Source organism: Streptomyces sp. NPDC053076 (genome assembly GCF_044546845.1).
In the GTDB taxonomy this organism is placed as follows: Bacteria; Actinomycetota; Actinomycetes; order Streptomycetales; family Streptomycetaceae; genus Streptomyces.
In genome coordinates this window covers 110,625-125,011 of record NZ_JBITZL010000008.1, presented here as the reverse complement: position 1 = coordinate 125,011, position 14,387 = coordinate 110,625, and the positions used below count along the sequence as shown (strand labels likewise).

At 71.0% G+C, this 14,387-nt stretch carries 7 protein-coding genes and 2 pseudogenes; 4 read left to right on the top strand and 5 right to left on the bottom strand.

What is annotated here, in order from left to right; translation table 11 throughout:
• Nucleotides 1–43 precede the first annotated feature (43 nt).
• The 3 genes from ACIGYR_RS29060 to ACIGYR_RS29050 all read left to right on the top strand — a co-directional run bounded on the left by ACIGYR_RS29060 (nucleotide 44) and on the right by ACIGYR_RS29050 (nucleotide 2,415).
• The gene (locus tag ACIGYR_RS29060) at nucleotides 44–1,063 is read left to right on the top strand and encodes an IPT/TIG domain-containing protein (protein WP_399605237.1); all 1,020 of its coding nucleotides are present in this window, start codon (nucleotides 44–46) and stop codon (nucleotides 1,061–1,063) included.
• Between the two features lie 142 nt (nucleotides 1,064–1,205).
• Nucleotides 1,206–1,400: a hypothetical protein gene (locus ACIGYR_RS29055; RefSeq protein ID WP_399605239.1), complete on the top strand. Its 195-nt coding sequence runs from the start codon at nucleotides 1,206–1,208 to the stop codon at nucleotides 1,398–1,400.
• A 463-nt stretch (nucleotides 1,401–1,863) separates the two neighbouring features.
• Complete coding sequence (locus ACIGYR_RS29050) at nucleotides 1,864–2,415, top strand: GNAT family N-acetyltransferase (RefSeq protein ID WP_399605241.1); 552 nt, start codon at nucleotides 1,864–1,866, stop codon at nucleotides 2,413–2,415.
• A gap of 327 nt (nucleotides 2,416–2,742) precedes the next feature.
• Here the strand turns inward: ACIGYR_RS29050 and ACIGYR_RS29045 are convergent, their stop codons facing one another.
• Nucleotides 2,743–3,930, bottom strand: coding sequence for an IPT/TIG domain-containing protein (locus ACIGYR_RS29045; protein ID WP_399605243.1), 1,188 nt, complete (start codon nucleotides 3,928–3,930; stop codon nucleotides 2,743–2,745).
• Between the two features lie 669 nt (nucleotides 3,931–4,599).
• Between ACIGYR_RS29045 and ACIGYR_RS29040 the strand changes: the two genes are divergently transcribed.
• Entirely contained in the window at nucleotides 4,600–5,751 is a 1,152-nt protein-coding gene (locus ACIGYR_RS29040) for a hypothetical protein (RefSeq protein WP_399605246.1), read from the top strand.
• 586 nt (nucleotides 5,752–6,337) lie between these two features.
• On the opposite strand, the gene ACIGYR_RS29035 is transcribed toward ACIGYR_RS29040, so the two are convergent.
• The 4 genes and pseudogenes from ACIGYR_RS29035 to ACIGYR_RS29020 form a co-directional block, all read right to left on the bottom strand.
• The gene (locus ACIGYR_RS29035) at nucleotides 6,338–6,814 is read right to left on the bottom strand and encodes an Ig-like domain-containing protein (protein ID WP_399605248.1); all 477 of its coding nucleotides are present in this window, start codon (nucleotides 6,812–6,814) and stop codon (nucleotides 6,338–6,340) included.
• 404 nt (nucleotides 6,815–7,218) lie between these two features.
• A pseudogene (locus ACIGYR_RS29030) lies at nucleotides 7,219–7,356 on the bottom strand (indole acetimide hydrolase); the annotation flags it as partial.
• 341 nt (nucleotides 7,357–7,697) lie between these two features.
• A pseudogene (locus ACIGYR_RS29025) lies at nucleotides 7,698–7,799 on the bottom strand (IS5/IS1182 family transposase); the annotation flags it as partial.
• Nucleotides 7,800–8,045: 246 nt separating this feature from the next.
• The gene (locus ACIGYR_RS29020) at nucleotides 8,046–14,366 is read right to left on the bottom strand and encodes an SDR family NAD(P)-dependent oxidoreductase (protein ID WP_399605250.1); all 6,321 of its coding nucleotides are present in this window, start codon (nucleotides 14,364–14,366) and stop codon (nucleotides 8,046–8,048) included.
• Between the last annotated feature and the right edge of the window lie 21 nt (nucleotides 14,367–14,387).

Sequence of the window (14,387 nt, the reverse complement as noted above, 5' to 3'; positions counted from 1 at the left end):
CCGGGCGTTCCCGCGTCCGCCGTCCCTCGTTCCAGGAGGCCCCATGCCGCCCGTGGTCAGTTCCGTGAACCCCGCGCAGGGACCCGTGTCCGGCGGCACCACCGTCATCATCACGGGCACCGGTTTGACGGGTGCCACCGCCGTTCGTTTCGGATCCGTCAACGCCGTTTCCTACACGGTCAACTCCACCACGCAGATCACCGCGGTCACCCCCGCCGGGAGCGCCGGCTCCGTGCCGGTGACAGTGATCTCTCCCGCGGGGACCAGCAACACCACGGTCACGTTCACCTATACGTCCACCCCTCCGACGGTGACCGGCGTCTCACCGTCCAGCGGTGCCACGAGCGGTGGCACCGTCGTCACCGTGACGGGCACCACCTTCTCCGGAGCCAGCCAGGTCCGCTTCGGCTCCGTCAGCGCATCGTCCTTCAGCGTCGTATCGCCCACGCAGATCACCGCGGTGTCACCACCGGGAACTGCGGGTTCGGTACCGGTGACCGTGACGACGCCCGCGGGTACCAGCGCAGCCGCACCGGAGTCGTACTTCTTCTACGTCGCGGTCCCGGCGCTCACCGCGCTCTCTCCCAGTGCCGGTCCGGCGGCCGGGAACAACAAGGTCACACTGACGGGCTCCAATCTGCTGAACACCACCGGCGTGCGGTTCGGCGCTCAGCCCGCGAGCTTCACCGTCCTGTCGTCCACCGAGCTCGCCGCAACACCTCCACCGGGTTCCGGCCAGGTCGCGGTGACCGTGACGACACCAGGGGGATCGAGCAACTCCCTGTCCTACGCGTACGTGAGCGCCCCCACCCTGAGCAGCGTCTCTCCGTCGAGTGGTCCCGCATCGGGCGCCACGGTCGTGACACTGACAGGCACCGGGCTGGCCACCACGTCCGACGTCAAGGTGGACGGCGTCGGCACCGGTTTCACCGTGGTCTCGGACACCCAGCTGACAGCTGTCATTCCGACGGGAGCCGCGGGAGACGCCGCCATTCGGGTGACGACGGTCGGGGGAACCTCCGGCGCCGTCACGTTCCATCGCATCGCGGCCCCCGTGATCTGACCGGCTTTCACCCGAGCCGCCATACCCGCACACGAACGTTCCTCGTGGCTGGCCCGGCCGGGGCATTCGGACGTGTGGCCCCATACCGGCCCGACCAGTGCCCACTCCCGGTCCCCCTGCGCGATGCGCCGCGGGCGGAACAATGCGCGGCTCCCACCTGGGCCTGATGGACCTCGACGGCCTGGACCTGCCCGCCGACGCCGATGTCTACCTGTGTGGTCCCCTCACTTTCATGCGTGCCGTCCGTACCCAGCTGCTCCAGGCCGGCGTCCCCGCCCGCCGTATCCGCGACGAGGTCTTCGGCCCCGGCCTGTGGCTCGCTCACGCGGAAGGCTGAAGGCCTCCGACTGGATGGCGGTAGCTGTACCACACCCGGGCGGGTGCTCGCAGATGTCCGGGGCGGCGACCGGTGGGGTGCCGCGACGGGACTCGGACCAGCCGCGACACCCTCACCTCGGAGGACGCGCACAACGCACAGAGCGTTTTCCCCTCACCAGCGCACGCACACGCAGCTGAACGGGTGGTCTGATCATCCGATGCCGGTGAGCTCCGTCTGCCTACGCCGCGGGGGCGCAGGCAGCAGCAGCCGGTCCAGTGCCGGGCCGCCGGACGGCAGGTGGAGCGTGGCGCCGACCGGATGCCGCGGCTGACGGTGCCTCTGCTGCCGCCCAAGGCGGTGCGCCGGATCCGACATCCGGGACGCGGGAGGCACCGCCCGGACCGGCTGGTGTTCCAGGGGCGCGTGTCGTAAGTGCTTGGTGCGGTTGGCGGACAGCCCAGTTGACATCCAGAATGGTCGGATGGTCACGCTGGAGACTCCCCGTTTGGTCCTGCGTCGCTGGCGTGAGGAAGACGTTGCGCCCATGGCCGCCGTCAATGCCGACCCCGAGGTCATGCGGTGGATCCGTGACGGCAGCGTCCTTGACGAGCTGCAGACGCGCGTCCGGGTCCGGGCATGGGAGAACGAGTGGGAGTCACAGGGCTTCGGCCTGTTCGCCGTGGAGATCCGGTCCACTGGCGAACTGGCCGGGTTCACCGGTCTTTCGGTGCCCGCCTTCTTGCCGGAGGTACTGCCGGCGGTTGAGGTCGGCTGGCGGCTGGGCCGTTCACACTGGGGGCAGGGCCTGGCCACCGAGGCCGCTGCGGCCGCTGTACGGTTCGGGTTCGAAGAGCGAGGGCTGGAACGGATCATCAGCATCGCTCAAGTGGGCAACGACGCCTCCGAACGGATCATGACCAAACTGGGGATGCACCCGGTCCGTGAGACGGTCAGTCCGGCCGGCGGTCGGCGAGTGAGGGTGTTCGCGTTGTCGTCGGACCAGTACGGCACCACCTCGCGAAGCGCGCACTGATGACAAGTCAGCTCTTCACGTGCCACCGAACCGAGGCACCCGGCGGCTGACGACCTGGCGACAGGCCGCCCTCGAAGCGGGCCGGGCGGGACGGCGGGGTGAGGGCCGCAGGCGGGCTGTGACCGCCCACCGCCCACGGACTGTTCCTCAGTTGCCAAGGCGTGGTCGGCGGAGGGGCGGTCACAGGGATCGGACGCCGGTGGCCCTCCGCCGACCAGCCGTACGGGTACTGAGGCGGCTCCGGTGCTCCTGCGCGCTCGCCGTGTGCGGCGCTCGGCCCGCGCTGACGAGGAGACCGGCGCCGCCTCTCCTTCTCACGGTTGTGGATCAGACGTACAAGAAGGTGCCGGGGACAGCGACGATGCCAGAGGTGGTCACCAGGGTCACCGCTGCGGGTCCGGCGGCAGCGGCCGGGGTGGTGCCGGTGACGGTGGTGGCGCCGGTCGTCACACCTGTCGCGGGGACGCCGTTGAACAGCACAGCGACGGTGCCTCCCAGATTGGTGCCCGTGATGGTGAACGGAGTGCCGCCGGCCGCGGGGCCGGTTGTCGGCACGATGCCCGTGGGCGCCGGGGCCGGCGACGCCGCGACGTAGGTGTACCCGCCCGGGACGGTCGTGCTGCCGCCCGGGCCGGTCACCGTGACGGGCACGGTTCCACCGGACGCCGGACCTGCCGGAGTGAGGCCGATCAGAAGGCTGCCGGCCGGGTCGACGAACAGCACCGTGGACGGGGTGCCGCCGAACGTGACGCTCGTGACCCCGGTCAGATGGGTGCCGGTGATGACGTACGGGGTTCCGCCGGTGCTCGGTCCGACCGCCGGGATGATGGCCGCCGCGGTGGGCGGGAGGGGTGGTGCGACGTAGGTGAAGCCGCCGGGAACGACGGTGGCGCCCGAGGGACTGATCAGGGTGACGGTGACGTTTCCGGCGGCGCCGGCCGGGGTGGTGCCGGTGACGCTGGTGGCCGTGGCGGTCACACCGGTGGCGGGAACGCCGTTGAAGAGCACCCCGGTGACAGCGGCCAGGTTGATGCCGGTGATGGTGAAGGAGGTGCCGCCGGTGGTGGGACCGCTGGTAGGGCTGATCGCGCCGGGGGCCGGCGGAGGCGCCAGGTAGGTGTAGAGGAGGGGGTTGCTGGTGCCGGCCGGGGTGGTCACGGTGATGTGAACGGTGCCGGGGGCATGGGGAGGCGCGATCACCAGCAGGGTGTCGATGCGCGGGTAGTCCCCGCCCGGGTGTCCGTCGCCGGGGTGCTGACCGCCGGGGCCGTCGTGTCCACCCTGCCAGTCGTCGTCCGGGTGGCCGGAAAGATCCCACTGGACGATGGTGGCCGGCACGCCACCGAAGGAGACACTCACGGCGCCGCGCAGGTTCTGCCCGATCAGCCGGACCGTGTTGCCGCCGGTCGTGGGCCCGGTGGTCGGGACCGCGGCGAGCAGTAGGGGCGGGCCGGCCGGCGGGACGGGCCACGAGCCGGAGAGAGGGTGAGGAGGGGCAAGTGCGTTCGGAGACATAGTGGGTGGTCCCTTCGCGGAGAAGTGGTGAGGAAGCCGGATCGGAGGAGCCGCAGCGCACACTGCCGGTGCCGGCCGTGGGGCTCGGGGGAGCAGTAGTACCGGGCGTCTGGCGGAGTCCGGCGCGAGTGGTCAGCGCCGGGTGATGCAACGCATGGGGCACCAGCTGCCTGGAATCGGCTGCCGGGCGGACGTGCGACGTGCGCTCACGGTGCGGGCAGAACGGAACCCGGTGGATACGGGCGTGGTCCGAGCCGGCGGGAATGGGCAGCCCGCGGTGCCGGACCCAGTAACCCACCTGCCGCCGATGCGCTCAACAGCCCAGGACGGAGGTCACTCGATCGGCTCAACCGAACACCGGTCCTGCCTCGTGGGCGAGGTGCGGAAGACGGCGTGCGGTGTGTCATCTCATCGCACGGCGATTGGGCCGTTCGGGTGGAGGGTGTGGCGGGGGTATGGCCCGCTCCTGTTCGGCCGTGCGTGTAATCGGCTGTACCGGCAATCGGGTCGCCCATCCTCCGCCGGGGTCGACCGGCCTTACCGCGAGCGGTGGCTGCGTTGTAGGGGGACCCCGGCAGGCGTGCCGCGAATGCGTCGTTTCACGGCCTCGCGACCTCATGGATGAGGCAGCCCCAGCCTTCGTTTTCTCACCTGAAGGGGTTCAATCCCATGGCACTTACCATCACTCCCGTAACCGTTTCCGCGTGTTCCAGTTTCACCGTCTCCGCCACCGGTGCTCCGGCCGGAGCGGTGAACGCGACCTTCTCCTACGACGGTGCAGCCCCGCAGACCGTGGCGGTGACGGCGGGCGCGGCCGGACCTGTCACGTTCACCGCGGCCGGTTCAGGCGCTCAGCTGGTGTCGGTGGTGTACACCGACGCCAACGGCGCGGTCGTGGGCGCCGACACGGGCACCGTCACTGTCACCGCGGCCCCGGCCGGGACACTGACCTCGACACTGACCACCGCCGGGGGCGTCACGACGGCGGCCACCACCCTCACCTGCCCGGCCGGACTGACCGGTCTGAACGGCACGATCACTTACACGCTGCCCGGCGGAGCCACGGTGACGGCCACAGTCACCAACGGCGTGGTGGCGACCGTACCGCTGGGCGTGAGCCTCCTGCCGGGACAGGCGGTCGGCGTCAGCTTCACACCTGCTGCGGGTACCTGTGCGGCCTGCACGTTCGCACCCATCACCGTCACGGTGCCCGTCCAGAGGACCTGTTCCGTGGTGGTGCTGCCGGTCTTCGTCGCGGTGACCGTCGGTCAGCCCGTCCAGGTCACCGCAGTCGTGACCTGTGGCGGCATCCCGGTCGCAGGCGCCACGGTCACCTTCAACGGTGGCACCGCGCCAGTGACCGTCACCACCAACGCCCTGGGTATCGCCACCGGTCTGCTGACGTTCGGTACCGCGGGCACCAGCACGGTGACCGCCACCGTCACCGCGGCCGGCACCTCCTGCTCGTGCAGCGGCGTCGTCTCCCTGCCGATCACCATCACGGTTCAGCAGTCCGGCAGCGGTCCCCTGCAGGCGTTGCCGGCCTGCTGGCGAGTGAACGTGCCGTTCCCGCTGCCGAACCTCTTCTCCGCCACCCTGCGCGCGACGGTGACACCTGCCACGGCCGGTGTACCGGTGACCTTCTCCGTGGGCGGACAGGTGGTCGGCACGGCGGTCACCGACGCCTCCGGTACGGCCACCCTCAACGCCGGTCTGTCGCTCCTGCAGATCCTGAGCGGCACCTACACCGCCTCCGCCACCATCAACGGCACACCGGTCCAGGCCACGGGAACTCTCACCCCCTGCCTGCCGCCCGTGTGACCCACCGCGACGCAGGCTTCGACGGCCACGCCTGCGGAGCCGCCCCTCGGTACGGTCCGGGACCACTCCCGACGCCGTGCCGAGGGGCCCGCACCTGTCCTGCTCCCCTCGGTACGGTCCGGGACCACTCCCGACGCCGTGCCGAGGGGCCCGCACCTGTCCTGCTACAACGGGGTGACGTGTGAGGGCCGTGTCTTGCTCCTTCCGCGATCGACCCCGCCGCGCGCTGCCGGAAACAGGGGTGTTTTCCATGCCTCCCCGCGCGTTTCGAGCGGTGATGGCGCACGCTGCGGCGGGCGACGCACCGGGCGGGCCGCCCGGCCCGCCACCGGAACATCGCGGTGCGAGCCCGGCCGCGCGCCGGCGCATTGATGGTGGGAGGCGATGTCCTCGCGCGAGCCGTGGCCCCGGCCGGCACTGCCGGCGATCGCGGGACGTACCACTCGCGCGCCATGGCCGCTTGCCTACGGTGGCCCGCAAAGAGCTGAGCGGCGGCGTTCGCGTCCTCAGTCCGCCCGGCGTGCCGGTGCACCGTCCGGTGAGCATGGACGGAAGCGTGCCCAACGGGCAGTCGACCGTTGAGGCCTCACCGGTCGAGGGAGATGGTGGTGTTGACGTCTCCGGTCGCGAATCCGATAACTCCCGCATGTGAGCAGGCACAGGCCGGGCAGCCCGGGGGAGGGGGCGGGGACGGGGAAACCTGCACGGTGGTGGTGTTGTTGGAGGCGTCGCAGTTGCCGTTCCCGTTGTAGGCGGCGGTGATGGTGTGCGCGCCGGGCGTGGTGAACGACGTGGTGTAGGTCGCCTGGCCGTTGGCTCCCACCGGTACTGTGATCAGCAGGTCACCGCCGTCGAAGAACGACATGCCCAGCCCGCCGCGGGGATCGGAGGCGCAACTGACGGAGGCGGCCAGTTGGACCGGACTGCCGACAGCGGCCGACGCCGGAGAAGCGGTGACGTTGGTGGCGGACGGGGCGGCAGCGGCCGAAGTGGCTGTGGCCAGTACGACGGCGAGCGCTCCTGAGGCGACGGCCCATCCGCCACGCGCATGGCTGAGTTTCACGAACGACTCCTCTGGTTTCGGTGATCTCTCCTCCGGCGCCCACACTAGGTTTCCGCGGACGCCTCCACGGGATGCCGCTCGCACGGTGCGCCGCCAGGCCTAACCAGATGGAACGATCGTGTGAGATGCGGGGCGAGAGAGTGAGGCACTCGGATCTCGGCGACCGCGAGGCGGTGGAACGGCACGGCACCGGAGGTACCCGCGACCGTCGCGACCCGAACGGTGGCATCCCCAACGGCTTTTGCCGGCCACCGGTACGGACCCGGGGGAATCCGGCGGTGACCCGGCTCGCCGAGATGACGTTCGGCAGCGCACGCCTGGCAGGAGCGCCGGTCCGCGTTCTGCGGTCGATGTCGGGGGAGCCCCGTCCTCCCCCGGGCGAGTGGTGCCCGGCCGGCGCGACGAGGCAGCCGGTCCCGCTCAAGGAAGGGCACCCCCGCGAGGGGCCCCAGCGCTTCACCGGCGGCCCGCCGACGGTCCGTCTGTGCCGCGGCCTCGCGCGCCCGCTCCGCCAGGAGCTGCGTGACCGCGTTCACCCGCGGGCATCCTCGTCCGCTGACGGCGGCGCGGTTTCGAAGGCCACCGGGGCCCGGCTGCGCACCGCCGTGGGCAACAGCCCGCTCCTGAAGGTGCAGGACCGGGAGCGGTTCGTCCAGGAGGCCGCCGGTACCATGGGCGACCTGCTGACCCTGATGTACGGGATGCTCGCCATCGGCATCGTGATCGCCGCGCTCGGCATCATGAACACCCGCTGCCCTGGGGAACGCTGCTCCTCGTGTGCCTGCTCTCCCTCGCGGTCGGCGCGGTGGCCGCCTCCGTCCCGGCCCGCCGGGCAGCCGCGCTGAACCCGCTGGTAGCCGTCGCGGAGGTGCAGCCGTCACCGGGCATGGATTCCCCGGCGCCCCAGGTGGCTGCGGATGGCCCGTGAGGAATACGCGCGGTCCGCCAGAACGGCCGGCGGCCGCGCCCTGGGCCTGCCCGGGCCGTGCGGGGCACGCGATGCGGGACATCAGCGTCGTCAAGGCGGGCGCATCTCCTGCCTGGCCCGCGGTGAAGCGAGTTGATGCGGTACTTGCACGCGACGGCCTCAAGAGTGCGGGCTGGTCGGCCCATCACCACGCGCGGACCGGATCCGCCGCATCAGCGGCTCGATCCGGTCCCGCGTCGCACGGTGATCACCGATCGGACAGACGCATCCGGTCGACCGACCAACCCGTCGAAGAGACATGCCCTAGCTGTCGGAAGGTGATGGATCCTCCTGCGGCGCCAGGCCCATGTGCACAGCCAGGGCCGCAGCGAGGGAGGCGATGGTCGGGTGCTGCCAGACGAAATTGCTCGCGAGCCTGACGGAGAGGTCGGAGTCGAGGCGGATGCGTAATTCGGTGGCCAGAAGTGAGTCGAATCCGAGGGACTTCAACGGGGTCTGCGGATCGAGCGTGGTGCTCCCGGTACGCAGGATCGCCCGGATGTGGTCGGTCAGATAGCTCTCCAGGGCCGTCTGGCGGGCGATGCCCGGAGCCAGGGCCTCGATACGGGCGCGGATGTCCGAACCGGTTGCGGAGTGTCTCTGCTGCGCGGGGACGCCGGCCGGCGCGAGGAGCGCGAACAGGCTGGAGTCGCTGGCTGCCCGGGGGACCCAGGTCTGGGGCGGCCCCGGGATCACGGCGGTCTGCACCCTGTGGTGGGTGAGGAGGCAGTGCAGCGCTTCCAGGCCCTTGCGCGTGGGAATCGTCTCGTAACCGCGTTCGGTGAAATCCGTGGCCTGGCCCGTTTCTCCCCACGGGCCCCAGTCGACGGCCAGTGTGGGCCGCCCACGGCGCGTGCGCCAGGCGGCGAAGGCGTCGAGCCAGGCATTGGCCGCCGCGTACACTCCCTGTCCGGCGTTGCCCAGCAGGGAACTCATCGACGAGTACAGGACGAACCAGTCCAGCGCGTGGCCGGCCGTAGCGCTGTGGAGGTTCCAGGCACCGGTGACCTTAGGAGCCCACACCTTCGTGAGCTGGTGATCGCGGATGGTCGTCAACGCGGCGTCGTCCAGGACCATGGCGCAGTGCACCACCCCGCGCAGCGGTACCCCACCCTTCGTGGCAGCCTCGACCACCCGTTCAGCGGTGCCGGGCCGGGAGATGTCGCCCAACACGACGACGGTGTCGGCAGCCAGGTCGTTGATCGCACGAGCGGCGTCCAGCGAGGGGGGCCGGCGGCCGTTGAGCACGATCCGGCCGGCTCCCTGCTCGGCCAGCCAGCACGCGGTGGCCAGGCCCAGGCCGCCCAGGCCCCCGGTGACGACGTAGGCGCCGTCGGTACGGACGACGGGCGGGCCGTCGGGCACCACTGCGTGGGTCTCTCCCCGGTCGGGCACGGTCAGCACGATCTTGCCGTTGTGCGCGGCACGGGCCATCAGACGGAAGGCATCGACCGCGCGCTCCAACGGGAACTCGGTGCAGAGCAACGGTTTGAGCCGTCCCGCGGTGATGTGGTCCATGACCTCGCGCAACACCGTGGCCAACAGCTCGGGCCGGCGTTGCTGTACCTCGATGAGGTCGACCGTACTGAAGGTGATGTTGTGGCGCAGCGGGCCCTGCTTCAGGGCGGCGTCGGCCAGGATGTCACGTACGCCCAGTTCGACGAAGCGCCCGAAGGGGCGCAGACTTTCGAGCCCGGCGCGGACGGCCGGCCCCGTCAGGGAGTTGAGGACGACGTCCACCCCTTGCCCTCCGGTGGCCCGACGAGTCTCTTCGGCGAAGTCCAGGGTGCGCGAGTCCATGACGCAGCGGATCCCCATGCCACGCAGCTGGTGCCGTTTCGCCTCCGTTCCGGCTGTCGCCAGGACGTCCGCGCCCAGCAGGCGGGCGACGGCGATCGCGGCCCGGCCGGTGCCCCCGGTGGCGGAGTGGACCAGTACGCGTTCGCCGGGAGCGAGCCGTGCGACGTGGTGCAGGGCGTACCAGGCGGTGAGGTACGCCGTCGGCAGCCCGGCCGCCGTGGCCGGCGTGAGGTCTAGCGGCACGGGGGCGACCGCGCCGGCGGGGACGGTGACGAAGGAGCCGAAGGCGCCACCCTCCAGCTGAACAGCCAGTACGGCGTCCCCCTGCTGGAGGTGGTCCACGCCGGGTCCCACCGCGCTGACCACGCCCGCGCATTCGAACCCGATGCGATAGGCCGTGGACGGCTCGGAGCCGAGCATGCCCAGTGAGGTGAGGACGTCACGGAAGTTGACGCCGGCCGCCCGGACCCGTAGTTCCACCTCACCGGGTCCGGGCCGGCGACGTGCGGCCGCGGCGGGTTCGAGGCTGTCGAGGTCGCCGAACCGGCCGACGCGCAGACGGAACCCGTCGTGGCCGAACCGAACGGCCCGGGTGGTGCGGGCTGTCGTCTCGGCGGCTGTGACCGGCGCGGGCTCGATGCGCGCCACGAACCGGGTGCCACCGCGCAGTGCGACCTCGTCCTCGGGTGCGTCGGCCAGCAGTTCGACGGCCAGTCCCCGCAGACCGTCCTCGTCGGAGTCGGTGTCGATGAGCGTGGGCCGCATCCCGGGCCGCTCCACGGCGAGGACCCGGACCACACCGCGCACGCTGCTCTGGGCGAGGTGACCTGTCTCGTCCGCGACGACGGCGTATGCCTTCTTGGTGGCCGTGTACAGACGCCACGTTCCACCGCCCTCGTCGGCCGCCTGGGCCAGTGCGAGCAGTCGGCGTGCGCGTTGCTGCGCGCCCTGGGTGGGGTCCGCATCACCGTCAGAGGACGAGCCGCACAGCAGGACGACGGCACGCCAGGGATCGCTTCCGGCAGCCAGGTACTGACCGAAAGTCTCCGCAAGAGAGGCCAGCTCCCCGGAGGCCGGTGGGATGTCCCGCACCTGGACCCGGGCTCCGGCGGCGCGCAGGAACGCGGCCAGGCTGTCGGCCCGGCCGTCGCCTTCACCGAGTACGAGCCAGTTCCCAGGCGCGGTGGGGGCCGTACGGGGACGGGGGACGCGGTGCCAGCCGAGTTCCATGAACCACTGGTCGACGGAGGTTCCCTGGGTGGGGGCGCCGCGTCGGAAGCGCACGTCGTCGAGGGCGATGACCGGGCGGCCGTGCGCGTCCAGCGCCCGGACGTTCCCGGCGAGCGTCATGTCACTGCTCTCCGTGACCAGCGCGTGTGCGTGAACGGCCTGTGCGGGGTCGCCGAGTAGACGGAGGGCGCCGATCCCCATCGGCAGGATCGGTGCGGGTGCGCTGTCCTGGCCGGCTCCTGCGACCAGCAGTTGCAGACACAGATCAAGCAGGACGGGGTGCGCGCTCAGTGCCGGGGAGGGGGTGCGCGCCGCTTCCGGCAGCCGGATGCGGGCCCAGAAGCTGTCCCTCTGCCTCGTGGTCCGCAATGAGGTGATACCGGTGAAGGCGGGGCCGTGTTCCAGTCCGCAGGCCCGCAGCCCGGCGTAGAGGTCCTCGGGACGCAGGGGGACGGGGTGTTTGCGGTGCAGGCCGGGGATGGAAGCGGTGCGGGTGTCGCGGGACGCGAGCGCGTGGCGTGCGATGGCCGTGGCATGCAGTTGCCACGATCCGTCTGACGCGCGGGAGTGCATCTTGCAGGTCGCCTGCTCGCCGTCGGTGAGAGTGAGTGTGGTGCTCAGCTCCGTGTCGCTGCTCATGCGCAGCACGTCGTGGAAGGTGATGTCGATGAGGTCGACGTCGGAGGCGGCGGACAGCGCTGAGACGGCCGCGGTGTGGAACACCGCGCAGAAACCGGCTCCCGGAAGGACGGGGGCGCCGTGGACGCGGTGGTCGTCGAGCCAGGGCAGATGCTGAGCCGGAGCGGTGGCGTGCCAGTTGTGACGGACCGGTTCGCCGGGGACCTCGGTGTGCCGGCCGGGCAGAGCTCCGTCGTCAGCGGAGGGCGATTGGCCGACGGCCCAGTGGCGCGTGCGATCGAATGTGATGGTCGGTACGTCGGCCAGCGAGCCGTCGCCGTACAGTGGTGTCCAGTCAACGATGCCGCCGTGGCAGTGGAGAATGGCGAGCTGAGTCCGGAAGGTGGCCGTTTCGTCCTGCCCGCGCCGCAGGGTGTGAAGGACGACGGCGTCGGGGACCTGCGCTGCCAGACAGTCGGTCAGGGACTGGGTGACCACGGGGTGGGGTGAGATCTCGATGTAGATCTGGTGCCGGTCCAGCGCCGCGGCGGCCACCGCGGGGTGGAAACGAACCGGCCGACGGAGGTTGTCGCACCAGTAGGTGGCGTCGAGCAGCGGACTGCGCCGCGGGTCTTCGCTCACGGTGGAGTAGAACGGGACGCGGGGTGGTCGTGGGGTGAGACCGGACAGCGCCTGGTGCAGGTCGGCCAGCAACGGTTCGACGTGCGGGCTGTGTGAGGCGACGTCCACCGCGATCGGTACGGCGGGGATGCCGAGCTCCTCCCATCGGGCGATCAGGCGCGCGACCTCGTCGGCGTCGCCGGATACGACGGTGGTGTCGGGCGCGGCCAGGACCGCGACGGACACGGCGTCGGCCCCGGCCTCAGCGAGGGCCGTTTCCACCGCGGCCCGGGCCAGGCCGACACTGGCCATAGCGCCCTCGCCGGCGATCCGCTCAAGCAGCGCCGAACGTCGACAGATGACGCGGACTCCGTCGGCGAGGGTGAGGGCTCCGGCCACGACCGCGGCGGCGGCCTCTCCCATGGAATGCCCGATCACGGCAGCCGGTTGGACGCCGTGTGCCTGCCACGCCGCGGCGAGAGCGACCTGCAGGGCGAAGAGGACCGGTTGGATCCTCGGGCATCCGATGAGAGGCTCGCCAGCCCGGACCAGGTCCAGGACGGAGAAACCCGCCTCCCTGCGCATGAGCGCGTCGACTTCGGTCAGGGCCTTGCGGAAGGCATCGTCCCGGTCCAGGAGTTCGCGGCCCATACCGGGCCATTGCGAGCCCTGGCCGGAGAACACCCAAACGGGACGCCGGGGGGCGGTGACATCGCCCGCGCCGGAGGTCAATGCCGGAGCCGGCAGCCCGCTGACGAACAGCCGCAGCGCTTCGGCGGCCTCGCCGCGGGACCGGGCGACGACCGCAAGGCGCCCACGCCCGGGACTGCGACGCAGCGCCAAGGTGTGCGCGACATCCCTGAGCGGGACATTCCGGCCGGCCGTGTCCAGCCAGTCCGCCAGTTTACGGGCGGCCTCCGGGAGGGCTCGCTGGGAGCCGGCGGCCACGAGGATCACCTCGGGAGGCGCTGTCCGGGAGCTGCGTGGAGAAGGCAGGACGCTCCTGCGGGAGGGGCGCGGAGGCTCCTGGAGGATGACGTGCGCGTTGGTTCCGGAGAAGCCGAACGATGACACGGCAGCCAGCCTGACCGGCTCCTTGACGGGCCACGGCGTGTTCTCCAAGGGGATGAACAGGCGTGTGCCCTCTGCGGAGATGGCCGGGTTCCAGCGTGTGAAGTGCAGGTTCGGTGGAATGACTCCGTACTGCAGGCAGAGGACGGTCTTGATCAGCCCGGTGATTCCGGCGGCCGGCTCCAGATGGCCCAGGTTGGTCTTGACCGAGCCAAGGGCGCAGGGGGAGAGACCATTTCCGTAGACAGTGGCCAGGCTGGCGAACTCCACGGGATCGCCCACGGTGGTGCCCGTGCCGTGGGCCTCGATCAGTGAGATGCGGGCCGGATCGACACCGGCGCGGCTGAGCGCGGCGCGGTAGAGGGATTGCTGGGCGGCGGCGGAGGGGGCGGCGAGGCCGTCCGACCGACCGTCCTGATTGACCGCGGATCCGCGGACGACGGCGAGGATGCGGTCGCCGTCCCGGCGGGCCTCGGGCAGACGCTTGAGAACGACGACGCCGCAGCCCTCACCGCGGACGAACCCGTCTGCCGCGGCATCGAAGGTGTGGCAGTGACCGGTGGGTGAGAGCATGCCCATCCGGACGAAGGACCGGGTGATGCGCGGGGCAAGCATGAGGGTGACGCCGCCTGCGAGGGCGAGGTCGCACTCCTCGCGATGCAGCGTCTCACAGGCCAGGTGGAAGGCGACCAAGGAGGACGAGCACGCGGTGTCGAGAGCGATGCTGGGTCCGTGCAGACCAAGGAGGTAGGAGATTCGTCCGGCGGCGACGCAGTGGCCGTTCGTCAGAATGGATCCCTCGAGTTCCTCGGGGTGGCCGGCCAGTTGATCCATGTAGTCGTTGTAACTCAGCCCCGTGAAGACGCCGGTCGTGGAGCCGGCGAGCCGGTCGGGAGGCAGTCCGGCGTGTTCCAGGGCCTCCCAAGCGACCTCTAGGAGAAGACGGTGCTGGGGGTCGAGAACGTCGGCCTCGCGGCCCGAGACTCCGAAGAAGTCCGCGTCGAACCGCGAGACGTCCCTCAGATAGCCGCCTTGTAACGAGGCCGGGAAGGCGTCGGTGTGCCACCTGTGTCCGGAGCCGGCGACATCCCGCCCGGGCGGGGGAGCGCCGACTGCGTCGCGGCCTTTCGACAGCAGCCGCCATAAGGAGGCCGGAGAGTCGACGTCTCCGGGGAGGCGGCAGCCCATGCCGATGACGGCGATGGGCGCGTTCGCTGGCCGAGGGCCGTGTGTGTCGTTGGCCACGAAAGTCTCCTTGCTGTGGCG